At 44.7% G+C, this 23,691-nt stretch carries 20 protein-coding genes, 1 other RNA gene and 2 pseudogenes; 6 read left to right on the plus strand and 17 right to left on the minus strand.

Annotated elements, in window-relative coordinates; translation table 11 throughout:
• Positions 1–17: 17 nt before the first annotated feature.
• From cphA to PLE7327_RS24815, 3 genes are all read right to left on the minus strand, one after another.
• The gene (cphA, locus tag PLE7327_RS10390; RefSeq protein ID WP_015143788.1) at positions 18–2,645 is read right to left on the minus strand and encodes a cyanophycin synthetase; all 2,628 of its coding nucleotides are present in this window, start codon (positions 2,643–2,645) and stop codon (positions 18–20) included.
• Between the two features lie 123 nt (positions 2,646–2,768).
• Complete coding sequence (locus PLE7327_RS10395) at positions 2,769–3,617, minus strand: cyanophycinase (protein ID WP_041392038.1); 849 nt, start codon at positions 3,615–3,617, stop codon at positions 2,769–2,771.
• 27 nt (positions 3,618–3,644) lie between these two features.
• Positions 3,645–3,806, minus strand: a complete 162-nt coding sequence (locus tag PLE7327_RS24815; RefSeq protein ID WP_015143790.1) for a hypothetical protein — start codon at positions 3,804–3,806, stop codon at positions 3,645–3,647.
• 277 nt (positions 3,807–4,083) lie between these two features.
• Here PLE7327_RS24815 and trmD point away from each other — a divergent pair, with 277 nt between their 5' ends.
• Positions 4,084–4,794: a tRNA (guanosine(37)-N1)-methyltransferase TrmD gene (gene trmD, locus PLE7327_RS10400; RefSeq protein ID WP_015143791.1), complete on the plus strand. Its 711-nt coding sequence runs from the start codon at positions 4,084–4,086 to the stop codon at positions 4,792–4,794.
• A gap of 29 nt (positions 4,795–4,823) precedes the next feature.
• Here the strand turns inward: trmD and PLE7327_RS10405 are convergent, their stop codons facing one another.
• The 3 genes and pseudogenes from PLE7327_RS10405 to PLE7327_RS10415 form a co-directional block, all read right to left on the minus strand.
• Positions 4,824–6,737: a hypothetical protein gene (locus PLE7327_RS10405; protein ID WP_015143792.1), complete on the minus strand. Its 1,914-nt coding sequence runs from the start codon at positions 6,735–6,737 to the stop codon at positions 4,824–4,826.
• Between the two features lie 322 nt (positions 6,738–7,059).
• Positions 7,060–7,887 carry an FkbM family methyltransferase gene (locus PLE7327_RS10410; RefSeq protein ID WP_015143793.1) on the minus strand — a complete coding sequence of 276 codons (828 nt, stop codon included), beginning with the start codon at positions 7,885–7,887 and terminating at the stop codon, positions 7,060–7,062.
• Between the two features lie 56 nt (positions 7,888–7,943).
• Positions 7,944–8,402: pseudogene (locus PLE7327_RS10415) on the minus strand (glycosyl transferase); the annotation flags it as partial.
• Positions 8,403–8,462: 60 nt separating this feature from the next.
• Here PLE7327_RS10415 and PLE7327_RS23370 point away from each other — a divergent pair.
• Positions 8,463–9,304 (plus strand): annotated as a pseudogene (locus PLE7327_RS23370) (IS5 family transposase).
• On the opposite strand, the gene PLE7327_RS10425 reads toward PLE7327_RS23370, so the two are convergent.
• Positions 9,197–10,252 (minus strand): glycosyltransferase, encoded by a 1,056-nt coding sequence (locus tag PLE7327_RS10425; RefSeq protein ID WP_083888294.1) that lies wholly within the window; start codon positions 10,250–10,252, stop codon positions 9,197–9,199. The pseudogene PLE7327_RS23370 and the gene PLE7327_RS10425 sit on opposite strands and share 108 nt — an antisense overlap.
• A gap of 54 nt (positions 10,253–10,306) precedes the next feature.
• Positions 10,307–12,742 (minus strand): EAL domain-containing protein, encoded by a 2,436-nt coding sequence (locus tag PLE7327_RS10430; RefSeq protein ID WP_015143794.1) that lies wholly within the window; start codon positions 12,740–12,742, stop codon positions 10,307–10,309.
• Between the two features lie 508 nt (positions 12,743–13,250).
• Between PLE7327_RS10430 and PLE7327_RS10435 the strand changes: the two genes are divergently transcribed.
• Positions 13,251–15,296, plus strand: coding sequence for an elongation factor G (locus PLE7327_RS10435; RefSeq protein ID WP_015143795.1), 2,046 nt, complete (start codon positions 13,251–13,253; stop codon positions 15,294–15,296).
• Between the two features lie 59 nt (positions 15,297–15,355).
• Here the strand turns inward: PLE7327_RS10435 and PLE7327_RS24335 are convergent, their stop codons facing one another.
• The 6 genes from PLE7327_RS24335 to PLE7327_RS10460 form a co-directional block, all read right to left on the minus strand.
• Positions 15,356–15,502, minus strand: a complete 147-nt coding sequence (locus tag PLE7327_RS24335) for a hypothetical protein (RefSeq protein WP_217523366.1) — start codon at positions 15,500–15,502, stop codon at positions 15,356–15,358.
• Complete coding sequence (locus tag PLE7327_RS10440) at positions 15,477–16,118, minus strand: class I SAM-dependent methyltransferase (RefSeq protein WP_015143796.1); 642 nt, start codon at positions 16,116–16,118, stop codon at positions 15,477–15,479. The genes PLE7327_RS24335 and PLE7327_RS10440 overlap by 26 nt, the downstream gene beginning before the upstream one ends.
• 202 nt (positions 16,119–16,320) lie before the next feature.
• Complete coding sequence (locus PLE7327_RS10445; protein ID WP_015143797.1) at positions 16,321–17,823, minus strand: hypothetical protein; 1,503 nt, start codon at positions 17,821–17,823, stop codon at positions 16,321–16,323.
• Positions 17,824–17,848: 25 nt separating this feature from the next.
• Positions 17,849–18,199, minus strand: a complete 351-nt coding sequence (locus PLE7327_RS10450; protein ID WP_015143798.1) for a phenylpyruvate tautomerase MIF-related protein — start codon at positions 18,197–18,199, stop codon at positions 17,849–17,851.
• A gap of 101 nt (positions 18,200–18,300) precedes the next feature.
• Complete coding sequence (locus PLE7327_RS10455; protein ID WP_015143799.1) at positions 18,301–18,783, minus strand: flavin reductase family protein; 483 nt, start codon at positions 18,781–18,783, stop codon at positions 18,301–18,303.
• 63 nt (positions 18,784–18,846) lie between these two features.
• Positions 18,847–19,245: a zf-TFIIB domain-containing protein gene (locus PLE7327_RS10460; protein ID WP_015143800.1), complete on the minus strand. Its 399-nt coding sequence runs from the start codon at positions 19,243–19,245 to the stop codon at positions 18,847–18,849.
• A 135-nt stretch (positions 19,246–19,380) separates the two neighbouring features.
• Here PLE7327_RS10460 and coaE point away from each other — a divergent pair, with 135 nt between their 5' ends.
• Entirely contained in the window at positions 19,381–19,989 is a 609-nt protein-coding gene (coaE, locus tag PLE7327_RS10465) for a dephospho-CoA kinase (protein ID WP_015143801.1), read from the plus strand.
• 36 nt (positions 19,990–20,025) lie between these two features.
• Here the strand turns inward: coaE and PLE7327_RS10470 are convergent, their stop codons facing one another.
• Positions 20,026–20,538, minus strand: coding sequence for a pentapeptide repeat-containing protein (locus PLE7327_RS10470; RefSeq protein ID WP_015143802.1), 513 nt, complete (start codon positions 20,536–20,538; stop codon positions 20,026–20,028).
• Between the two features lie 391 nt (positions 20,539–20,929).
• On the opposite strand from PLE7327_RS10470, the gene PLE7327_RS10475 reads away from it, so the two are divergent.
• On the plus strand, positions 20,930–21,868 hold the full coding sequence (locus tag PLE7327_RS10475) for a LysR family transcriptional regulator (protein WP_015143803.1): 939 nt from the start codon (positions 20,930–20,932) through the stop codon (positions 21,866–21,868).
• A gap of 13 nt (positions 21,869–21,881) precedes the next feature.
• On the opposite strand, the gene ssrS is transcribed toward PLE7327_RS10475, so the two are convergent.
• Positions 21,882–22,064, minus strand: a non-coding RNA gene (gene ssrS / locus PLE7327_RS23375) — 6S RNA.
• Between the two features lie 198 nt (positions 22,065–22,262).
• Here ssrS and PLE7327_RS10480 point away from each other — a divergent pair.
• Positions 22,263–23,135, plus strand: coding sequence for a 6-carboxytetrahydropterin synthase (locus PLE7327_RS10480; RefSeq protein WP_015143804.1), 873 nt, complete (start codon positions 22,263–22,265; stop codon positions 23,133–23,135).
• A gap of 234 nt (positions 23,136–23,369) precedes the next feature.
• Here the strand turns inward: PLE7327_RS10480 and PLE7327_RS24820 are convergent, their stop codons facing one another.
• On the minus strand, positions 23,370–23,531 hold the full coding sequence (locus PLE7327_RS24820; protein WP_186005377.1) for a hypothetical protein: 162 nt from the start codon (positions 23,529–23,531) through the stop codon (positions 23,370–23,372).
• Between the last annotated feature and the right edge of the window lie 160 nt (positions 23,532–23,691).

A 23,691-nucleotide genomic window follows, 5' to 3' on the forward strand; every position in this document is an offset into this window, starting at 1 on the left:
GCAGAAGACAGAGAAAGTTAACTATCTGAATGATTTTGTCGTTTTTTAATTAGAGCAATGGCGCGGCTGACACTTTCGGGGAAAATGACCACCAAACCGCCATTATCGACGCGGTCTAAACCCGTTTCAATCGCTTCTGTTTCGTCCAAAATAGTTTGATAGCGAGCATCAGGCTTTTCTTGAAGCATGCCTTTGACAATCAGATCGGCAACTTCGCCGCGTTCTCGTCCTCGCGTATCGTCGTCTTCTTTGACAATAATGCGATCGAAGATTTGCGCCGAGAGTTTACCCAAAAGAATCAAATCCTCATCGCGGCGATCGCCAGGGCCGCCCACCACTCCAAGTTTCTCGCCATTCCAATTACGGACGAATCCGCCGACTGCTTCATATCCGGCAGGATTGTGAGCGTAATCGACTAGAGCGTGAAAAGAACTCAGCTTAAATAAATTCATCCGTCCTGGCGTTTGATTTGCCGACGGACTAAAAGTTCTGATCCCTTGACGGATTGCTTCGATATCAACGCCATTAGCAAAGGCTGCCAAACAAGCAGCTAGCGCGTTGGCAATCATGAAGGGAGCCATCCCTCCCATCGTGACGGGAACATTGACGACTTCTTCAATGCGCAGCGTCCATTCGCCTTCTAGAATTGAAAGATAGCCATTTTCATAGACAGCAGCCATGCCACCCCGACGGATATGGTTTTGGATAATTGGATTGTCGGGGTTCATAGAAAAATAAGCGATCTTACTTTTAACTCGTTCCGCCATTGCCGCCACCAGAGGATCGTCAGCATTGAGAACGGCATAGCCATCGGGACTGACGGTTTCTGCCACCACGCTTTTGACTTTTGCCATTTGTTCGATAGTATCGATATCGCCAATTCCCAGGTGATCGGCTGCCACATTCAAAACCACGCCGATATCGCAGCTATCAAACGCTAGCCCGGAACGCAGAATTCCGCCGCGAGCCGTTTCTAGAACTGCTACTTCTACGGTTGGGTCTTTTAAAATAACGCTCGCGCTCTGGGGTCCGGTATTATCGCCTTTTTGTACTAAGTAATCATTAATATAAATGCCGTCAGTTGTGGTGTAGCCGACCACTTTTCCCGTTTGGCAATAGATATGAGCGGTCAGGCGAGTCGTAGTAGTTTTTCCGTTGGTTCCCGTCAGGGCAATTATGGGAATGCGAACTGGCGTTCCTTTTGGAAAGAGCATGTCCAGGACGGGAGCCGCGACGTTGCGAGGTAAGCCCCGACTGGGAGCGACGTGCATGCGAAATCCCGGAGCCGCATTGACTTCGACGATTACGCCGCCGACTTCTTGTAAGGGTTTGGTGATGTCTGGGGTGACGACATCAATGCCTGCAATGTCCAAACCGATGAGCTTGACAACTCGTTCGGCAATCCAAATATTTTCTGGGTGAATATCGTCGGTGCGATCGATAGCAATCCCGCCCGTACTCAAATTAGCCGTGTCTCGCAGGTAGGCGATTTCTCCTTGCCTGAGTACTGTTTTGAGGGTGTAGCCTTGACGTTCTAGGACAGAGATCGAGGTGCGATCGATGGTAATTTTCGTTAACACGTTATCGTGTCCTTCGCCGCGATTGGGATCGCGATTGGTTTCTTCAATCAATTCTTCAATGGTCGATCTCCCATCGCCGACCACGTGAGCGGGTATTCTCTCGGCAACGGCTATCAGTTTGCCATTAATCACTAAAATGCGATGGTCGCTTCCTTGATAAAAGCGCTCCACGATTACCGAGCGGCTTTTGGCTTCCGCGCTTGCTAGGTCATAGGCGGCTTCGGCTTCTTGCCAGTTCTTGATGTTAATTGTAATGCCGCGTCCGTGATTGCCATCGAGAGGCTTGATGACGATGGGATAACCGCCTACATCTTCGATCGCGTCTTCGAGTTCGTCGAGATATTGAATGACGGTTCCGCAAGGCACGGGAATTCCCGCATCCTGAAGAATCGTTTTTGTCCCTTCTTTATCGCAGGCGAGTTCGACAGCTAAGATTCCGGAGTAACTGCTTAAAGTTGCCTGAATGCGCTTTTGGTGAATCCCATAACCGAATTGAACCATGGCGCGAGCGCTCAGCATCATCCAGGGAATTTTTCGCGCCTCGGCTTCTTTGACGATGGTTTCTGTACTCGGACCGAGTGAGGCATTGGCGTGGAGATCTTTGAGGTCGGCTATATCTTGCTCGAATTCTGCTTTGGGATAAGTTCCCGTATCGACAATCGCTCGACAGAGGCGCACGGCTGCTCTGCCAGCGTAACGTCCCGCTTGTTCGTCAACATATTCAAAAACGACGTTACACACGCCGGGAGTTGAGGTTTCTCGCGTGCGACCGAATCCCACTGGCATCCCTGCCAATTCCTGGAGTTCGAGGGCGACGTGTTCGATGATGTGTCCCATGTATGTGCCTTGCCGCACCCGCTCCAAAAAACCGCCGCGACGACCGAGAGAGCAGAAATGTTCTTCTATGGTCGGCAATACCTTGACCAATCCTTCGTAGAAACCGGGGATTTCGTTAGAGGGTCTATCTGCCAGATCCTCTAGATCGAGACGCATAACAATTAATTTTTGCCGCCGAATGCTCCAGTAATTGGGACCGCGCAGGGTTTGGGTTTTGAGAATCTTCATAAGTGTCGATTGTCGTGCCTTGATGAGAAGCGCGAAGAGACAGTTTTTAATTTTCTCGCTTGCCAGAAACGAGAAACTGTTCGCTATGAACAATTTTTTAGAACTTTGTGACTGCTAGTCCCTTTACTGTTTTGGGACGGGTTTTTGCAAGTGGAGATGATAGTTATCTCCGTGGGAGAGAATGTGAACTCGCAGGTTGTGCAAGCTGATTGGTTCGGTAGCCCCTACTTCTGTTTGGTTGGTGTAAGACATCTCTCTCGCATCCACAATTGTAACCGTTCCTCGCCCAATGACTCGCAACCATCCATCTTTTTCAAACAAGGCGCAGGTATCTTCGTCAATGCCGATCCCCAGCCGTTCGGGGTGATTGGAAATCGCGCTGAGCAGACGAGCCATGCGATTGCGGTTGTGAAAATGTTGATCGACGATAATCTCTGGGATGAAGCCCAAACCGATTGCCATATCGACGAGAGCGCGGTTGGGACATTCGCCGCTACTGCCGCCAGCGATCATATGATGCCCCATGATGGCGGCTCCCGCACTGGTTCCGGCGAGGGTAATTTCTCCCTGTTGCACCCGTCCTCGGATGCGTTCCATAAGCGGCGTATCGGCAAGCAAGCCGCACAGCCTGAGTTGATCGCCTCCGGTTAAGAAGACTCCCGTACATTGTTCGATGTACTCTCGAAAATAAGCGTCTTCGCCTTGTTCGCGATCGCGGATATCGAGAACTTTAGTAAATTTAGCCCCCATCTCTTCAAAAATCTGCTGGTAGCGATCGCCAATGAGCAGAGGCTCTCGCGATGCCGAGGGAATAATCGCGATCGTGGCATCGCTTCCTCCGGCACGAACCCAAAAGGCATGTAAAATTTCTCGCCCGTGAACTTTATCTTCAGCACCGCCGATTACCAAAATGGCAGTTTTTGTGGATGGGGGCATATGGCTTTCTGGGATTTCAGTCTCTATTTGCGGCATGTTATCGCTTTTGAGCATAGGCATGGTCTAAAGGTATTTTGGGTGACGGCGCTGAAAAAAAACAATTCCTATTTGTTGAGATTTCTCAGAGGCTTTGAATAACTCCGTCCCCTTCTCTAGTTTTTCGGGATTGACTTGTATAACTGCTTGGCTAAGTGTCACCCTCTGCGATCGCCAAGCTATTTGCATTAACCAGGTTTCGCCCCTTTTTAGACTTTAAAGCTTAGCTCGATTCGGTTAGCATGAAGTAATTATTGAGTTTACACTTCGTATAGAACTTTTATAATTACTACACAATAGGGGAAAAGTCAACGATATCTCGATACAAGATACTGTCGATCGTTGGTTAGTAGTTAGTGATTAGTAGTTTGTCTTCTTCCCAGTTTCCCGCTCCCCCACACTTCCCACATTTCCCTATCCTTCCAATTACTGGTCATCGAACACCGAACACTGATTGAGGATTTCCGTGCGATTCGACGTGATTACGCTGTTCCCTGATTTTTTTACCTCTCCGCTGGAATCTGGATTGCTGGGCAAAGCTTTAGCCAAACAGATTGCCCAAGTCAATTTAGTCAATCCCCGCGATTTTGCGATGGACAAACATCGACGAGTCGATGACGAACCATACGGCGGCGGAGCGGGAATGCTGCTCAAACCCGAACCAATTTTCACAGCTGTGGAATCGTTGCCGATTTTGCCTAGAAGAGAGGTTATCTTGATGAGTCCTCAAGGTCAACCCTTGAATCAGCCCCTGCTGCAAGAGTTAGCCAGCAATTACGACCAACTGATTCTGATTTGTGGGCATTATGAAGGAGTTGACGAACGAGTAGTAGAGCATTTAGTTACCAGGGAAGTATCCCTGGGCGACTTTGTCCTTACTTGCGGTGAAATTCCTGCCCTAGCAATCATTAATGGCGTGGTGCGACTGTTGCCGGGAACGGTGGGAAAAGCTGAGTCTCTCAAGGCAGAAAGTTTCGAGGATGGATTGCTCGATTATCCTCAGTATACCAGACCTGCGGTTTTTCGAGGCTGGGAAGTCCCAGAGGTTTTGCGATCGGGAAATCACCAGGAGATCGATCGCTGGCGCAAACAGCAACAAATACAAAGAACGAAAGAACGCCGTCCCGATCTCTGGAAAAGATGGATAGAAACTCACCAAGCCAATGTTGATAGTTAATTGTTAATGATTGATGGCGATCGGCAATATCAACGAGACACCAAAGTCATCGAGTCAGCATAGAAGAGAAATCGCAAGTAAGCCCCGTCGGCATTGTGCAGCTTTTTTGCTGCTGGATTGGTCGTTCGCCTCCCGCAAGCGCCGACAATTCCGCTTTCCTTGGGAATTAAAGCGCTATCTACTATAGCCCAGAGCGTTTCCTTGGTTTTCAAATCGAGCTTATAAATTAGCGTCGTGTTAGGGTTTAGTTTGGCTAGTTCTTTAACGAGTTCGGGAACTCTAGGATCTCTGGTCAAATATTTGTCTAACATTCTTTGGAAATTACTTACGCGAATATTCGGGACATAGCTTTTCCGCCTGGCATCATCTGCGACTAAGTTAATAGATGAGCCGGGACTATACCGAAAATAGACAACCTCCGTACCTACCGGACAAGAAATCTCGGAAAATTGGGGTGGATTGCTTAAGATGGTTGTCGCGATCGGTCCGGCAACAGTCAGAATGATTAAACTCAATCCAAACATCCATAGCAGGAAAGACCGATCTGGTTGCGCGGGAATTTGCGCCAGGCGATGCCATTCCATCTTTTGAGCGATAAAAGTCGCTCCGAGTGCTGGCAAGAGCACAATAAAGGGAATGGTCGCCGCATAGGGGCGGATACCAGCATCCCAAGGTGGAACGAAAGGAACGGAAAGCAAAATGCCAATCGTGACGGCAATTATAAGAGAAGCTGTTGCAGTTTGTCTTTGGCGATAGCACTGAACTAGGGCGATAAGACTGAGGATTTGTAGAGTGACGTTGACTTTAGCACTGGTAACAAAGGAAAAAATAAAGTCATTCCAGAGAAAGTCCGTCCAGGCTCGCATGCAGCCTCTCACCAAACTAAATGGATTAGCGCGGAGTGCTTCTAAGGCTAGCTCGTAAACCCGCTGCGATCGCGCTGGTTCTTCTAAACTAAGTATATCTAGATGCTTGGCTACTGCTGTCTGCCAATCGCCGCCGACGAGCAATCCATAAAGTGAGTAAGAAAAATTGGAATAGGCTAGGGCATCGGGAGAACCAATGACTTTTAACACCAGCGAGTTGAGAATAAACCCCAACAAAACCACGCTAGCCCCACTGATTAGGAAGCGCACGGAAAGACGAGATGAGCTGCGAAACGACCAAGCTCCCCACAAGAGGAGGGCAGGTAGAATAAAAAAGGCTCCCGCACGGGTATTTAATGCCAACGTTAGCAGGAGAATGCCCAGCAAGCAGGGGTTAATGCGCTTGGCAGTCGCGCCCCGCCAAAGGATTGCCATACCAATCGTTCCCAGCGCTAATCCCAGGTTTTCCGTCGAAGCGGTTCCCAGGTATTTTCTGTAAAATAGAAATAGCGTTGTCGCAACTAAAATTCCTGCTGCCGTCCCGTGACTGCGTTGAACTTCGCGGGCGAGCAAAAAACAGGCAATGGTAGTAATGAGGGTTAAAATTGCGAAGGTAACTTGTAGGTTTTGCTGAGTTAATCCTAGTAGCGTAGCTAATACCCCGTGAGCTAAAGGTCGCGTAGACGAAAATACTGAGAATGTATCGCCTTCTAGCAAACGCAAGGCATCATTGTAGTAGCCCTGGGTATCGGTCATTGCCAGTAAACCAGCTAGGACGTAGGAACTTTGGTTGAGTCCGCTACGCCAAAGTCCCGATAATTGCAGGGCAAATAAGATTAATGTTGCACTAAAGTTAGTCAGCTCTCCAATCCAACCAGACGGAAGATAGGCAAGATAAAGCAGTAAAACGCTGCCAATAAAGAGCAAGCTTGAGTCGTTAGCTAGAAAGATCTGATTGATTCTGTCTGGTATGCCGATCGCTAAAACGGCAGAGTATGCCAATAAACCAACAGCTAAGATAGCTAGGGAAGAAAGCCATCGATTGTCTAGATTGGTTAATAGTTTTCTTAGTTGCATTTGTATTTAAGTCAAGCTTAGAAGCTGTTTAAAAGGGTGCGATTGCGCAGCAATTATCAGCGTGTCAACGAGACAGCAAAGTCATTGATTCAGCATGAAACGTACCTGTTTTTAAAATTGAATTTATTGATTAGAGTAGATGGGATGGTCACAGAAGCAATCGGGCTATGCCGTTGGCGATAGCAATTGACAAGCGCGACAAGCCTTAGTCCCTGCAAATAGAGCCGTTGGCTGTCTGAAGTTGTCGATCTTTTTCCTATTCGCATCTGTCCGTTCACTGCTCGGTTGGTCTCAAGTAATCAGATTTTTTAACCCCGAAAGGTTAACTCGAAGCCAGCAATTCTCTTTTAGAAAAAATCAGGTCGGTATAGCCTCTATTTTTTACCAATTTATCGATAACTTCTTGCCGAGCGGGTTTTAATTTTCCCTTTTTATGCAAAAGATACATAAAATATCCTTGCTCTTGAAAGAAGGTAAAAATTGTCTCTGGAGCAAAACCTAACTCGGACATAGTACTGGGCATATATTCTATGGCAACGACGACATCTGGGTTAGCTGCTAGAGTTTGTTGCATTCCCAAACACACAGGCAATTCATAACCTTGGACATCAATTTTGATAAATTTGACGGCTGCATTAGCCATCTCAGATGCGACAAATTCATCCACAGACCACATAGGAACCACTGAAACTTTCATTAAATCGACACCAGATTGCTTATAGTCTTGGGTGAGAATTCGATGGTCGCCATGATGGTTTTCGTTATGCCAAAGCTCGATCTCTCCCTTTGTTTCTCCCATGGCTGCTTGAACGGGAACGATCTTGCTTTTTGCCTTACGGAGTTTTACCATCTCTCGCAGGCTATTAAAATTAACGCGATCCGGTTCAAAAGCATAAACTTTGAAACCAGGAGTAATAACTTTTGAAAAAACTGTTGTGGTATAGCCAATATTTGCGCCAATATCTAGAACGCATCCTTCTTTAAATAAATGAGGATACTTTTGGGTAAGTCCGAAAAACGGGTCTTCAAAATACTGTTTGTAGAGAAAATAAGCAAACCAAAATCCTTTGTTAAATAAGGGTTTTTCTAGTAAGCCAGTTTTTTTAATCAGGCTATAAACTCCAAGAAGTAATTTTTGAAAGAACTGCATGGCTTGGATTTCTCAGAACATTAAATTTAACTTCCCTGCGATCGCAGGTTGGAAAACTAGCGAAATTTAATTTTTTTCGCTGCATAAAGACACATTTTCAGGAGAACTATTCCTTCCTTAAAGTGTTGAATGTTAGATTTTCCATAGGTTCTCGGTACGTATCTAACTGGTATATCTTTAATTTTCAGCCCCAATTTAGCAGCACCAAAAAGGAGGTCAAAATCTCCAAAAGGATCGAATTCGCCAAAGTAAGACCGATTAGTAGCAATTCGCAAATAATTTTCTCTAGAAATGGCTTTAGTGCCGCACAGCGAGTCTTTAATTTTAGTATCTAATAAGTAAGATAATACCCAAGCAAAAAATCGATTTGCCATCCGATTTAGCCAGGGCATTGCTTGGGAACTCACGGGATAAATTAATCGACAACCATTAGCAAATTCGCAACGATAAGAGGCTACTGCTTGGAAGAAATGTACCAACTCTTCTGGTCTAACAGTCAGATCGGAATCCAAAATAGACCTCCAGCAAAAGTCAGAGTAAGTTAGGTAAAATAAAACCAAATTACAATTCGAGTTATGACTTACTCTCAAGTAAAAAATTTAAAACCGACAGAGTTTAAACGGCTTTGTGGAGTATATCCAGAGACGTTTAAAGAGATGGTAAAAGTTCTAGAAGCCGAAAAAGTCTTACAAAAAAAACAGGACGACCAAATAAATTAAGCGCAGAAGACCAAATCTTAATGACTCTTGAATATTGGCGAGAGTATCGCACCTATTTTCATATCGGAACTAGCTGGGGAATAAACGAGACAACGGCTTTACGAATCACCAGAAAAGTAGAAGATATTTTAATGAAATCGGGACTTTTCAATCTGCCTGGGAAAAAAGCTGTTCAACCCCAAAATACAGAAATTGAAATTGTCGTAGTAGATGTAGCAGAACATGAAATAGAAAGACCGAAAAAAACAAAAAGCTTACTACAGTGGTCGGCAAAAGTGTCACACGATAAAATCGCAAGTTTTAGCTGACGCAAAAACGAGACAAATTCTTTGTATTGCTCATGAGAAGGGAAAAAGTCATGATTTTAAGATTTGGAAAAATAGTAAAATAGGAATCGAACAACAGATAGAATGTTTGGCTGATAAAGGATATCAAGGAATTCAGAAACTTCATCCCAACAGTAGAATTCCCAACAAAAAAAGCGCAATCAACAGTTAAGTCTAGAGCAAAAGAAGTTTAATCGTAAGTTAGCAAGTGAAAGGATTGTAATTGAAAATATTCATCGCAGTCTAAAAATATTCAGAATTCTTTCAAGTCGATATCGCAACCGAAGAAGACGGTTTGGGTTGAGATTTAATTTGATTGCTGGCATTTATAATTATGAACTTCTTTCCCACTCCAATTATGCGATCGCGTAACACTTTTGCAGGAGGTCTAATGATTAATACATCCCCAGTTGCCATCGCAAATCCTTGACGGACTGCATCGCCTTTACCTTTGCCCGTTTGCTGGCAAATTTTGATGTCCCAGCGATCGCCATATTTTGCTTGAACTCTTTGAATCTCTTCCCAGGTATTATCGCTTGAATGTCCCTCGACAAAGATGATTTCTGTGTGCTTTCCTAATTGGGGCATTCGGGTAATGCAGCTTTCGATATTGCCTGCTTCATTTCGTGCGGGAATAATCACCGAACAGGTTAAATTATTAATATTTTCTTGTCCCTCTGATGGGTTGGGTTGAATTCGAGCAATAATATACTCGGTCAAGCAGAGATTATTAATTAAAGGTAGAGGGGCTAATATCTTATTGAATAACCAAAATAATAAAGGAAAATGCCGAGGAAATAACATGCGCTTTCCATGAGAGATAACCTCAAATCCTGCCAGAGTTAATAAATTTTCAATATCCTCATAACTCAACCAGTTTAAGTTTTCTACTGGCATTCTTTGGTTAATTAAAATTGCTAATTTTAAAATAAATTCCCAGCCAGGATTGTGAAATACCAATAAAATTTTAGTAGAGGGCTTGCAGTTTTGTTGTAAGTTCAGAAGTGCTTTTTGAATATTTTCAAAATAGCTAATTGTATTAGCTAATAGAATATAATCAAAACAGCGATCGCACTCAAAAGATTCAGCTTCTTTAACCCAAAACTCCAAATGAGGAAATTTTTGTTTGGCTACCTCAACAACACTATTGTTAGGATCGATACCCAATCCAGATTTGGGATTGACGGAATCTAGTAAATAACCCAGCCCGGAGCCAACTTCCAAAACTTCCGAATTGGGTTGCACAAAAAATTGACATAATTGTTCTAGATCTTGATGATAGGATAAATTTTGCTTTCTCCACCTTTCTAAAGAACTCATCTTTAGTAGCAACCTCCCGCTCAATAGACTAGATCGTCTAATCTTTCATACTCACTAATTAAACATGCAAGGTCTGGGTTTAGCAATGCCATAGCCTTGTGCGTAATCGACTCCGATTTCTTGCAACTTTTTCAAAATCGCTTCATTTTCTACGAACTCGGCAATAGTTTGAATTCCCATAGCATGAGCGATCTGATTGAAACTCTCGACCATGACATAATCAATGCGATCGCTGGCAACGTTTTTAACAAAGCTCCCGTCAATTTTTAAATAATCGATGGGTAAGTTCTTGAGATAGGCAAGGGAACTCATGCCATTGCCAAAATCATCGAGAGCAAAGCGACAGCCAAGTTCTTTAAGAGAGTTAATTAACCTGGCAGCGCGATCCAAGTTGGCGATCGCAGTGGTTTCAGTAATTTCAAAGCAAATTGTTCGTGGACGAATTTGGTATTGCGTCAATTGCTCGGCGAGAAAATTAAAAAACTGGGGGTTGTTGACGCTTGCTCCGGAAAGATTGATTGCGTAAAATTCCTGCAAGCAATCGGGGTTTTCTTGACGGTAGCGTTCGTAGCTAGCGAAGAAAGTACTAATTACCCAGCGATCGATAGCTGGCATCAGATCGTAACGCTCAGCCGCCGGAATAAAAGCCATTGGCGATACTAACTCCCCGGTTTCATCAACTAAACGAAGCAAGACCTCGTAATGGCATCTTCTAGAGGCGCGAGTAACCGAGACGATCTTTTGGCAGTGCAGGCGGAAGCGGTTTTCTTCTAGGGCTTGGGTAATCCGAGCGATCCACTGTCTTTCGCTTCGTTGTCGCACTAGATCCCTATCGTCAGTTCGATAGACGCGGATGCAGTTGCGCCCGTTTCCCTTGGCTGCATAACAAGCTGCATCGGCTGCGCTGAGGACATCATTTAAATCTTTAGCATCGGCATCGATCGCAACCAAGCCGATACTTGCTCCGATAGTAAATATTTTGCCGCCCCAAATGAAACGAAAATCTTGGACGATCTGCCTGAGAGTCTCTGCGATCTGTTGAGCCATTGGTAGGGGACATTGATAGAATAACAGCCCAAATTCGTCACCTCCCAAGCGAGCGAGAATATCTGTTGTACGAACTCGTTTTTGCAGAAGGGCGGTCACTTGACGCAATAGTTCGTCGCCAGCAATATGACCGCAAGTGTCGTTGACAACCTTGAACTGGTCTAAGTCTAGGTAGCAAAGGGCATGTTGTCGAGCGCTATTTTTGGCATCGGCAATGGCTTCTATCAGTTGCCGCTCGAATTCCCGCCGATTGACCAATCCAGTCAAGGTATCGTGGGTTGCTTGCCAGGACAATTGACGGGCTAGCTGTCGAGATTGGGTGACATCGTGAAACACCAGCACGGCACCGATTATCTTGCCATTGCGATCGCGAATCGGCGCAGCTGAGTCATCGATGGCATATTCTGTTCCGTCGCGAGCGATTAAGATGGTGTAGTTTGCCAAACCAACGATGCGATCTTCGCGCAAGACTCGTTCTACCGGATTTTCTACTGGCTCTCTAGTGACTTCGTTAACGATCTTAAAAATTTCGGCTAAAGGAATTCCCTTGACTTCGTTTGCTCTCCAGCCAGTGAGTTGTTCCGCCACCGGATTGAAATACTGGATCTTACCCGCCATATCGGTGGTAATGACTCCATCTCCGATGGATTGCAAGGTGACTTGAGCCAGTTCTTTTTCAAGAAAAAGAAGCTCGGCGATGCGTTGGCGCTCCCTAATTTCCCTTTTGAGGGCTTCGTTAACAGTGACGAGTTGGGTGGTGCGATCGAGCAGTTGTTCTTCGAGTTCTCGATTCAATCTGCGCATTTTGATTTCTGCTTGTTGACGCTCGATGAGTTCGGTTCGCAGTTGTTCGTAAAGTTCTGCTCGCTGGATCGCGATCGCTACTTGGGTGGTTAGTTGCTGGAGAAATTTAACTTCCCATGACTGCCACTGTCGCACAGCAGAGCATTGTTGAGCGGCTAGCAACCCCCACAGTTGCTTGGAGATTTTGTCATTCTCTTCTTCTCCTGTTAACACAATCGGAACGACTAGGTTAGCCCGAATTTGAAATGGAGCTAGCAGATCGATATGACACTGAGATAACCCATCAGTATAAATATCTGTCGTAACTTGGATGCGACCGTTTTTGTAAGGTTCGACCCAATTTTTTCCAAAACAAGAGTCATGAATTTTTCTCCCTAACATCGAAGGCAAACCGTCGCTGACTGACTCGATAGCAACAACTCCACTCCAATCGGGATTAAATCGATATACAATTACCCGCTCGGCTTTAAGTAGCTTTCGGACTTCTGCCACGGTGATGCCGAGGATTCTGCCTGGCTTGAGCGAACGGCGAATGCGGAGGGCAGTTTTGGCTAGAAGATATTCTAATTGAGCCTTTTGTTGAGATTCGCTGGGAGTTTCTTCCTGTGATTCGGGAACTTGACTAGCTTCGGGTTGCATCAGGAATTTTTACCAAATAGTGACTTCAATCACATTTAAAGTTCCCCAAAATTTTTTAAGAGTAACGCAACCGTTAAACTTGAAACATTAATTTACAGGATTTCAACATGCCGTAAGTCAAATTAATTCGCAATTATCGCTCCGTATGAGCTGCTCGCGCGATCGCGCTCTTGAGAGGATCGAACCTCTACCTTTAAGGTCTTTTATTTAGCCAAATCTTTAATTAAACTTCATAGATTAGCTTTGATTTTTCTCCGATCCAATTTTATTTAACTTAAAGCTTTTTATTAATAGTTAACGTTTGTTTAACTTATTTAATATAGTATCGAGTTTGCTTTAAAAGAAGTTGCAAGTTTTGCCGATTTGCCCCAAGAATGCGCTACGCTCACAAATCATAGTAGATACTTTTGAGCGCGATTTGTAAGGAATAAGCCCATAAATGAAGTAATCAATCCTGAAGAAATTGTGTAGCTCAATTCAATCGAGTTTTACTCTTGGGGGTGAATTTATGAACCAAAAAGTCCTCGAAAATACCCGTAATGTAGCGATTGTTGGTCCATACTCAAGTGGAAAGACCACTTTACTAGAAAGTTTGTTATTTTTGGCAGGTGCAACGACTCGCAAAGGCAGCATCAAAGATGGCAATACCGTTGGCGACAGTTCTCCGGAAGCCAAGGAACGGCAAATGAGCGTAGAAGTCACTGCTGCCAGTGCAACTTATCAAGACATCAACTTTACCTTTCTCGATTGTCCCGGTTCCATCGAGTTTGCTCAAGAAACCTATAATGCTTTAGTCGGGGCAGGAGCAGCTATTATCGTTTGCGAACCCGTCATCGATCGCGTCCTGACCTTATCGCCTCTATTCAAATTTCTCGACGACTGGGAAATTCCTCACCTGGTTTTCATCAACAAAATGGATCGGTCGAAGAACGGCTTTATGGATGTTCTCCACGCTCTTCGAGAGGTGTCGAGCCGTCCGTTAATTCCCCAACAATACCCCATTTACCAGGGAGAAGAGCTAGTTGGCTATATCGACCTCGTTACCGAACAAGCTTATCACTACCACCAAGGTAGTTCTGCCGATCCCGTTCCTCTACCCGAACACCTCAAAGACGAGGAAAAGGCAGCCCGCACCGAAATGCTGGAAACCTTAGCAGACTTTGACGACCATTTACTAGAAGAACTGCTCGAAGATATAGACCCCCCCCAAGAAGAAATTCTCCAAGACTTGAAGAAAGAGCTAGGCGCAGACCAAATCGTGCCCGTATTTTTAGGCATTGCCGAGCAAGATTATGGCGTGCTTCCCCTGTTGGATGCCCTAATTAAAGAAGCTCCCGCCCCCACAGTAACAGCCGAACGTCGCGGACTAACTGCCGCAGATAAGGACAACACGATAGTACAAGTTCTCAAAACCTACTTTACTCCCCAAGGTGGACGACTCTCTCTGGTCAGAGTTTGGCAAGGGGAAGTTACCGACGGCATGGCGCTTAATGGCGTTCGTGCGGGCGGCATCTATCGGATGATGGGACAGCAACAACAGCCAATCGGACGAGCGTTTGCTGGAGAAATTATTGCCATTGGTCGTTTGGAAGGCATCCAAACAGGAGATATTCTGACTAGCTCGAATCAGAAAAAAGTTCCCCAATTGCCTCAAGCAGACAAGCTAGAACCCGTCTATGCCTTGGCAATTACTCCGGAAAACCGCAAAGATGAAGTGAAACTCAGCGCAGCGATGGGCAAACTGATCGAAGAAGATCCCTCGCTATACTGGGAGCAACACGGGGATACTAAGGAAGTGATTCTCTGGGGACAGGGAGAAATTCATCTCCAAGTTGCTCTAGATCGCTTGCGCCGCAAGTATAACCTGCCCATGACAACCCATTTACCCCAAGTTCCTTATAAAGAAACCATTCGTCAGGCTACCAAGTCCCACGGACGCTACAAACATCAAACGGGCGGTCACGGCGCTTTTGGAGATGTCTATTTGGATATCAAACCCCTGCCGCGAGGAGAAGGCTTCCACTTCCACGAAACCATCGTAGGCGGCGTGGTTCCCAAGCAGTACATCCCAGGCGTGGAAACGGGCGTGCGCGAGTACCTCGAACACGGACCTTTAGGTTTCCCGGTGGTCGATGTCGATGTTACCCTCACTGATGGCTCCTATCACACTGTAGACAGTTCCGAGCAAGCGTTCAAACAAGCGGCTCGTATCGCGATGACGGAAGGGATGCCTAAGTGCCAGCCGATCCTCCTAGAGCCGATTCTCATGGTTGCTGTATCGGTACCTTCTGAATTTACCTCCAAGGCACTACAGCTAGTAAGCGGACGGCGAGGGCAAATTCTTGGTTATGAAGGACGAGAAGACTGGAAAGGTTGGGATCGCGTGACGGCATACTTACCCCAAGCCGAAATGCACAACTTTATTATCGAGTTGCGATCGCTAACCATGGGCGTTGGCACCTTTACGTGGCAATACGACCACCTGCAAGAAGTGCCCGAAAAACTTACGGAAACCGTTCTGGCAAGCGCTGGCAATGGGAATGGGAAGAGTTGATCGAGACAGGCAATATTAATAAATGGGTGGGCAATGCCCACCCATTTATCTGTTCAAATTTACAAACGTTTGGCAAGAACTGCATAAAAAGGATCTGCTCCCATCATGCCTAGCATTTGTAGAAAACTGGGCATGGTGGAGGCACGAGCGATGACTTCCGGTTCATTTATCTGTTCAAATTTACAAACGTTTGGCAAGAACTGCATAAAAAGGATCTGCTCCCATCATGCCTAGCATTTGTAGAAAACTGGGCATGGTGGAGGCACGAGCGATGACTTCCGGTTCGCTAAAGCTGGGGACGGATCTAAAATAACGTTTGACTAATTCTATTCGGCTCATGTCCGTGCCATCTCGCCAAGCCGCGATCGCTTTTTGATAGAACATCCGATTGGAAAAACTGACGATTGCAATTCCCTCTGGTTTGAGAACGCGATGAATTTCGGAGAAGATCGCTTCGGGATATTGCAAATATTGCACGGAAACCGCAATGAGAACGGCATCAAAATCCTCATCTGCTAGAGTTAGCTTGGGATTGGCATTGAGATCTTGCACGAAATAATGATTCAATCGAGGATTTTTTGCCAATTCCTCTTCGTTCATGCCGTGTCCTTCAACATGGGCGAATTCTATCTTTTCTGGCAAATGAGAAACCCAACTGCTCATCAAATCGAGAATGCGCGTGTTAGGTTTCAGTCTTTCTCGATAGAGATTTGTCAGTTGCTCAATAAATCCCTCATCGACGTGCGTGACAAAACGGGGAAAAGAATAAAAAAGCGTGTCGTCCGTGTCGTCTAATTTGGCACGTTGCTCTGGTCTCAGCATAGTCAGTAATTAGTAATCAGTAATCAGTAGGAGCGCGTTTAATGGTCAAGGCAACCAATCTGATTCGATAGGGAGAGCAAACAAATAGGCTTTGTTATATACTAGACTTCTGCTTGCTAACTCTTCATTACTCATCGATAATTTATAACTAACAACTGACAACTATACACTGATTACTGATTACTGATTACTGGTCACTGACTCAAGGAATCCATTTTGGCTGAAAACCAGGGTCTTCTAATTCTTCTAGTTTTTTCGGATCGAACTTAGGTGGTTTCGTGTCTGCTTGAATTGTTTGGAGTTCTGGTAAGGGAAATAGCCAGAGGCTTCCTTTCAAAATTGCCTCTCCGCCATCGGTTCTAATTTCGGCATTGGCAACGGCGATGTTAGTAAAAAGTTGGTCGAACAGCAATGCTACGCCATCGGGAGACATGCTCATACTAACGTTTTGATAGTTAGGCAATCCCAGTATGGGAACTTCTTTCATCGTTTCTAGGTCGATCGCGGCTATATAAGCCTCTCGATCGATTTGTTGCTCGTCTCTTTGAACCAAACCTATTTTAAGACAGTAGAGAAGTCTTTCCTCTCGCGGTTCTAACTGGCAATTGACGACCGGAGCCAGGGTTTGAAACAGGGGTTTTGCTTCGCCTTCTTTATTGATGAGTACTAGCGATCGCGTATAATTGGCATTATCTTTGACGAGAAATTGCTGGGAGCCATCTTTAGAAAACCCGACGATGGCTTCATAACCGGGCAAAAATTTCGATTCTCCGCCTTCTGGCGTTAGGGGAAGCGTCGCTATGCCTCCTCGCTGAGCAACTGCAACTGTCTTTCCATCGGGTGCAACGAGAAAATTATTTCCCGGCAATCCTAGCGGTCTCGGTTGACCGCCTTCTGGAATCACCCACAATCCAGAGTCAGCCGGATTGTTTCTATTTACCCGTTGAACGACGATGGTTTTGCCGTTATCGGATAGGTCAAATTTGAGATTTCGATAGTCTTTGGCATCTAAAATGCGCTGAATTCTTCCCAGGCGTTCGACTGACTTGGAAGACTGAAAATTCAGTCCCGTCGAGACGGTATAAAGTTGTTGTCTTTCAAATCCTTGGTTTCCGCTCCCTCGCTCGAAAGCAGAAAATAATATTTTGTCGCCATCGGGATAAATTTCAAAATGGGTGACGATTAAATCGCCAGGCGTGAGTGCGTCTCTTCTCTTGCGAGTGAGATTGACGAGAACTAATTGTCCTCTCTCTTTATCTGCCATGCTTATGTAGACAAAGGCGCGATCGCGACTTCTAAAGACATTGGCATAGGATTCCCCGACGCGGTCGCTGTTGAGTTGTTTTATCCTCGCCAGACTGAGCTGATAATTATTTCCATAAGTTGGCGGTTTGGCGAGCGTATACGTTAATTTTCGTCCCGTCCAGCTAATTTTTCCCGGCAAAGGAGGTTCGATGATAAGATTTTTTTCTACGCTTTCGCGATCGACGGGACGATTAAACCCCAGCGTAAACCAAAGGTCGTTTATCCCTACGATCTTATCTTCCCAGCTAAACTCCGTAACGCGCAAGGGAACGCGATCCCCTTGCAAAAGAACGATGCCTATCAGCACGCACAGCACTAAAATAGCACCAAGAACAATGCGCTCGAAGCGCTGAAGGGATCTTTTAGAGGTTGGCGGTTGTTGTTGGGGAGTTGATGTCATCTCAGTTGAGAATTAGTGAGTACGATTAAAAAGTCGAGCCATTCCATCCCCACATTGACCCTTCAGAATTATTGAACTCGATATACGTTCGATTTTTGGCAACTCCTAACTTCTCTTGAATTTGCTGGCAAAAGTCTTGACTCATCGCCTGCGTTTGCGAGGGAGACATCTTGCCAACGCTTTTCACTTCGATGTAACAAGTTGGCTCAAACGTTCCTCCAAAACTCATTTTTACATTTGGCTCAAACGATGTCATGACATAGGATTCTGGTTTTCCCAGATGCTTAGCCAACTTCGCCGAAAGACTTTTGAGCAGTTCGTCTACAGTAGTTGAATCTGGTGCGGCAACAGACGATTGAACTTTAATTAATGGCATAGCTAGTAATTGGTAATTAGTGATTAGGGATTAGTAACTGGTAACACCAATTCGCAATTGCCAATTAACAAGAGACAATTGCGAATTGCGAATTGTTTTAGTCACCCTCCATACTGCCAACCCGTGCTTTCGAGCAATAAGGGATTGCCTTCGCGGTGGATGCCGGCAGCGATTACTTGACCGACAAAAACGGTGTGATCGCCTTTGGCTACGGCATCGATTACTTGACATTCAATATAGCCGAGTGAATCTTTAATAATGGGACAGCCTGTCACTGCACCTTCGTAAAACTCTACGTCATCGAATTTATTGCCTACACGACGTTTGCGCTTAAAAAATTTTGCAGCTAGGTCTTTTTGTCCGTCTTCGAGAAAACTGATGGCAAATACCCCACTTTTTTTAATCATTTCATGGGAGATAGAATCATTTTTCACGCAATTGACGACTAGGGGAGGCTCAAAGGAAGCTTGCATTACCCAACTAGCAGTAAAACCATTGAGTTCCTCCCCATCTTTCACCCCACAGATATAAAGTCCATGGGGAATCTTGCGCAGCATCGTTTTTTTCGCTTGTTCGTCTAGCAAAGTTTTCCTCTCCCTAATTCCTTCTCTCGAAATTAGTCTATCAATCTTTACAGATTTTTTGATTCATTTCTGTTTGGGGTTAAAAACTCGTACTGTTCGCTCTAAAATACTTTTCGGCTGAAAATTTTGCTTGAATTTTTTGAATTCGCCAGCATCAAACCAAATGCCGCGACATTTGGAACATTGTTCGTACCAAATGGCATATAGGTCGATATCCAGCATTCGTATCATTTTGGCATGGCATCTGGGACATTTGAGTTCTTTTTCACTGCAAGCGCAGCTCATGCCTGTGGCAGAGACACCAATGTCTACGCTCTCGGAACCCTGAATCATTTTGAGCCGTTCGGCTTCTAAAGAGTCCAGCCAAATTCCAGCGCACTTAGGGCAGCGATCGATTTCTATTCCCTGATAGACAATGCTTTCCAGTTTTGCCTTACACTTAGGACAGGTAATAGGTTTCATGTTATTTATTTATCTATGAATAAATCTTTTGTTTCTAGATTAACCGAGCCAGCAGCAGAAGTCATTACGAGAACGCTAACCTTTTCTTAGTAAATTTTTAAGGTAATTTTTTGGGTTTTTATAAAATTTAAATAAATGTCTAATAATTTGAGGCGATTAATTGGTATAACAGGCGGAATTGCTACTGGCAAAAGCACGGTTTCTCAATATCTAGCCGATACTTATAAGCTTCCTATTCTCGATGCCGATCTTTATGCAAGAGAAGCTGTTCAAACCAATTCGCCTATTTTATTTAATATTTTCAAACGCTATGGCGATCGCGTTCAACTGCCTGACGGAAGTCTAAATCGCAAGCAATTAGGCGAAATTATTTTTAATAACTTAGAAGAAAAAAACTGGCTAGAATCACAAATTCATCCTTATGTTCGCGAGCGCTTTCAATCTGAAATAGAGCGAACAGATGCCCGGACAATAGCTTTAGTAATTCCGCTTTTATTTGAAGCAAAAATGACCGATCTGATCACTGAAATTTGGTTAATTTATTGTTCTTTTCAAGAGCAAATTAGACGCTTAATCGAACGCGATAAGCTAAGTAAAGAGCAAGCGATCGCTCGTATTCAAAGTCAAATCCCTATAGAAGAAAAAGTGGCTTGGGCTGATGTCATTTTAGATAATTCTTCTACCTTAGAAAATTTATTTCGCCAGATTGACGATGCTTTTTGTCAGTCTACTAATTTAAAATAACGTTAGTTTTTCTGTCTGAATTCTTCTCATCTTTACCTACTCGCGATCGCTTCGCATATTCCCATCCGGCATAACCGTGAATTGCAAGATAGCATCGCTGCATCCTTGCGTCTCAACAGCACCCATCAAATTAGCACCAGTGAGGTTAGCATCCTTAAAGCTGCTATACAATAAATTGGCATTACTCAAATTAGCTCCATTAAGATTAGCCCTGTTAAAACGGCATTGGCAGAGCACAGCAAAGCTGAGGTCTGCATCAACTAAGGAAGCTTCATCAAAGTTAGTCTTATCCCCATAAACCCAACTCAGGTTAGCACCATCGAGTTTAGCTCTACTCAAATCAGTTCCTTCCAGACTTGCCCCTTTAAGGTTAGCACTGCTAAGATTGGCATCGCTGAGATCGGCACCATCCAAGTTAGCTTCCTCCAAATTAGTTCCGCTCAGGTCAACCCCTCTCAGTTTGGTATCGCTTAAATCAACACCACGCAGATCGATCCCAGAAAAATTCCTTTCGCCAGCAGAATAAAGCCCTGATAATTCTTTTTTCATAGATTAACTCCTATATTCTTTCACATCCTCAACAAGACTAAATTGGCTCCTGAGAATATCCCAGGAACGAAAGATGTGAGAGATGGTTGCTCGTCACTGAAAATGAGCAACTGGGAAATTACTTTATTATTCTCGATCTTTGCAACAAGCGTTCAAAAATCCTTTGATGAGTGGATGGGGTCGTTCGGGGGTCGATGAAGTTTGAGGAACGAATAAGCTTGCCAGAAAAAAGCGATGGGTTGGCAGTTCGAAAATGCGAGGTTCCCCCTCAGCGTCGTATCCGGTAATTTTTTTTTTGAATTGCTTTCATAAGCTTTATTTATAGCGTTCTTTCAGTACCAGCATAGTTGCTGCGGTAGAATGAGTCAAATTTATTAAATTCACATTTTAAATGAAAAAAAATCATATAACATTGGCGCAGCTTCAAGCTTTCGCAACGGTTGCAGAAGTCGGCAGCTTTACCACAGCTAGTGAGGTGCTGGGCATGACGCAATCAGCAGTGAGTCACTCCATCGCTAGCTTAGAGAAAGAGTTACGAGTCTCGCTGCTCGATCGCGATCGCAACGGCATCTTTCTTACCGAAATTGGCAAGCGAGTTCTCGTGCAAGCGCAAGAAATCTTGTTTCGTGTAGAACAAATTCGACAGGAGACGGCGGCAGCAGTCGGTTTGGAGACGGGAAAAGTTCGTTTGGGCAGTTTTCCCAGCGTGAGTGCACGTTTTCTCCCCGGACTTTTGCGTCAGTTTCGACAGCGCTATCCCGGCATTGATGTTGTTTTGTTGGAAGGAACCGATGATGAAGTGCTAGAGTGGATTAATTCTCGCGCCGTCGATCTCGGCGTGATTGCATTGCCCGTCGAGGATTTAGAGACGATCGCGATCGCGCAAGACGAGTTTCTAGCAGTCGTGTCGGCTTCCCACCCCTTGGCAGAACGCAATGGAATTCACATCCGCCAACTGGCACAAGATCCCTTTATCATATCCAAAGCCGGATGCAAACCTATCATTGTGAAAATGTTTCGTCAAGCTAATATCGCTCCCAAAATTCAGTTTGAGGCGATCGACCTGCGAACGATTTTTTCAATGGTACAAGAAGGAATGGGCGTAACGATTGTCCCGGAAATGTCACTTCCTGACAATCTGACGGGACTTTGCATTTTGAACCTCGAACCAAAGAGATTGCGACGATTAGCCTTTGCACTGCCTTCTCTGGATACGGCTTCGCCTGCCGTTAAAGTCTTCTTGCATCAAGCACGTAATTGGTCAGCGTCTCGGCGTTATCTTATCCCTGAAAAACAAAACCCCTCAGCCAAACAGCTAGAGGGATCTTGAAGCGATTCTGTATAGATTAACCGCTACGCCGTTTTACCTCAGTTTATGACCTGGATAAACCAGGTGGGTACCGACATCTTACGCTTTCGTTTCCGAGTACAAGCTCGGTCTACTGCCACGTAAAATCGTTGGTTCCCTTATTTTTCAAGCATAGATCAAAAAACTTGATTGGCAGTCACCAACGTAGCAGCTCAACTTCTTTTATATTAATCGTTTTTTCTGGTTTAGGCAAACTAGATTTTAAGGACGGAGAGCAAAAGTCAGAATTCGGAAGTCGGAAGTCGGAATTAGCAACAAATTACTACTAACCACTAACTACTAACTCATCCCCAATTACTAGCCAAATTAGTTTATGCTGGAATAGATCGCAGTTTACGTAACTTTACAAAATACTATGCAGTGCGTCATTCACCGTCGAGCGCAGTTTTCAGCGAGTCATCGCTACTGGCTGCCAGAACTCGATGAGGCAGAAAACTGGGAGCGATTTGGGGCAGGTAGTCGATTTCCCGGACACGGACATAATTATGTCCTGTATGTATCTCTCGCCGGGGAAATCGATGAGTATGGCATGGTACAAAACCTATCCAAGGTCAAACGGCTTATTAAGCAAGAAGTTACCAGTCAACTGGACTATGCCTATCTCAATGACGTGTGGTCGGAATTTCAACAAACCCTTCCAACAACAGAAAATATTGCTAGGGTCATTTGGCAGCGATTAGCCCCCCACCTACCTCTGGTTAACATTCAACTGTTTGAACATCCCGATCTGTGGGCAGATTATAAAGGAAACGGTATGGAAGCGACTCTGACTGTTAAAACTCATTTTAGTGCCGCTCATCAATTGGCTTTACCCGAATTGAGTCAAGAAGAAAATAACGAAATCTACGGCAAATGCGCTCGTCCCAACGGTCACGGGCACAATTATCATTTAGAAGTATCGGTAGTGGGAGAAATCGACCCGCGTACTGGAATGATAGTCGATTTAGGCGCGCTCCAAAAAGCGATCGACGACTATGTTGTCGAACCTTTCGACCACACTTTTCTCAACAAAGATATCCCTCACTTTGCTAAAGTCGTACCGACGGCTGAAAATATTGCCCTCTACATCGCGCAATTATTGCAACAACCCATTCGCGAACTCGGTGCGGAACTTGAGAAGGTTAAATTGATAGAAAGCCCGAACAATTCTTGCGAAATTTACTGCCGCCAGTTAGCTGGAGAGACAACTAATCTACAAATGAAAGAACCTGCTTTAGCGGCTGGGTAGAAACCGTTCAAAATAATTAAATTGAAGGGCAGAGTAGCGAACTGACAATTACTAAAGCCATCATTCGCTACTCTACCGCCCTTTCTTGTACTGGAGAAAATAATTTTTTACAAACAAGCGATTTAGGTAAATAAGTTTTGGTTAGAATTTAAACAAAACGGAATGGAATGTTGCCATCTCCCTGGCTTGCTCCTCGCACACTCAAATTTGCTAGTGGCTATTGCAACAGAAACTTTACTTCAAGTGTAGGTAGGCAGCTTCTGCTTCTAGCTGACGGATCAGTTTTTCGTTGCCTTGTGCTCTAGCGACTTCTAAACGATGTTGTAGACTCTTCCGCAAAGTTTCTCTGTGCGCAATCGCTGCTTCTGTTAATATTTGCTGACGATTTTTGTTCATAATGGACATTCTTTTTAAGCCAATTGATATAACCTACACCTCCAACATAACATTTTGGAGAAACCTAGTAGATTTTGTTACTGAAATTTCACAAACCTGACGGGGATGGCAATCCCAGGCTTATGCTTGGTAATACTAGGCTCCTAAGATTTCATTAAAA

It is taken from the genome of Pleurocapsa sp. PCC 7327, from assembly GCF_000317025.1.
Lineage (GTDB): Bacteria > Cyanobacteriota > Cyanobacteriia > Cyanobacteriales > Microcystaceae > Hydrococcus.

What these genes read in the sequence shown, in the direction of transcription:
- PLE7327_RS10425 (WP_083888294.1), bottom strand. Translation starts at nt 10,252, where the DNA reads ATGAGTTCTTTAGAAAGGTGGAGAAAGCAAAATTTATCCTATCATCAA.
- PLE7327_RS10475 (WP_015143803.1), top strand. Translation starts at nt 20,930, where the DNA reads ATGAAAAAAAATCATATAACATTGGCGCAGCTTCAAGCTTTCGCAACG.
- cphA (WP_015143788.1), bottom strand. Translation starts at nt 2,645, where the DNA reads ATGAAGATTCTCAAAACCCAAACCCTGCGCGGTCCCAATTACTGGAGC.
- PLE7327_RS10480 (WP_015143804.1), top strand. Translation starts at nt 22,263, where the DNA reads ATGCAGTGCGTCATTCACCGTCGAGCGCAGTTTTCAGCGAGTCATCGC.
- PLE7327_RS24820 (WP_186005377.1), bottom strand. Translation starts at nt 23,531, where the DNA reads ATGAACAAAAATCGTCAGCAAATATTAACAGAAGCAGCGATTGCGCAC.
- coaE (WP_015143801.1), top strand. Translation starts at nt 19,381, where the DNA reads ATGTCTAATAATTTGAGGCGATTAATTGGTATAACAGGCGGAATTGCT.
- PLE7327_RS10450 (WP_015143798.1), bottom strand. Translation starts at nt 18,199, where the DNA reads ATGCCATTAATTAAAGTTCAATCGTCTGTTGCCGCACCAGATTCAACT.
- PLE7327_RS10440 (WP_015143796.1), bottom strand. Translation starts at nt 16,118, where the DNA reads ATGCTGAGACCAGAGCAACGTGCCAAATTAGACGACACGGACGACACG.
- PLE7327_RS10410 (WP_015143793.1), bottom strand. Translation starts at nt 7,887, where the DNA reads ATGCAGTTCTTTCAAAAATTACTTCTTGGAGTTTATAGCCTGATTAAA.
- PLE7327_RS24335 (WP_217523366.1), bottom strand. Translation starts at nt 15,502, where the DNA reads ATGCAGTTCTTGCCAAACGTTTGTAAATTTGAACAGATAAATGAACCG.
- PLE7327_RS10405 (WP_015143792.1), bottom strand. Translation starts at nt 6,737, where the DNA reads ATGCAACTAAGAAAACTATTAACCAATCTAGACAATCGATGGCTTTCT.
- PLE7327_RS24815 (WP_015143790.1), bottom strand. Translation starts at nt 3,806, where the DNA reads ATGCAAATAGCTTGGCGATCGCAGAGGGTGACACTTAGCCAAGCAGTT.
- PLE7327_RS10395 (WP_041392038.1), bottom strand. Translation starts at nt 3,617, where the DNA reads ATGCCGCAAATAGAGACTGAAATCCCAGAAAGCCATATGCCCCCATCC.
- PLE7327_RS10460 (WP_015143800.1), bottom strand. Translation starts at nt 19,245, where the DNA reads ATGAAACCTATTACCTGTCCTAAGTGTAAGGCAAAACTGGAAAGCATT.
- PLE7327_RS10470 (WP_015143802.1), bottom strand. Translation starts at nt 20,538, where the DNA reads ATGAAAAAAGAATTATCAGGGCTTTATTCTGCTGGCGAAAGGAATTTT.
- PLE7327_RS10445 (WP_015143797.1), bottom strand. Translation starts at nt 17,823, where the DNA reads ATGACATCAACTCCCCAACAACAACCGCCAACCTCTAAAAGATCCCTT.
- PLE7327_RS10430 (WP_015143794.1), bottom strand. Translation starts at nt 12,742, where the DNA reads ATGCAACCCGAAGCTAGTCAAGTTCCCGAATCACAGGAAGAAACTCCC.
- PLE7327_RS10435 (WP_015143795.1), top strand. Translation starts at nt 13,251, where the DNA reads ATGAACCAAAAAGTCCTCGAAAATACCCGTAATGTAGCGATTGTTGGT.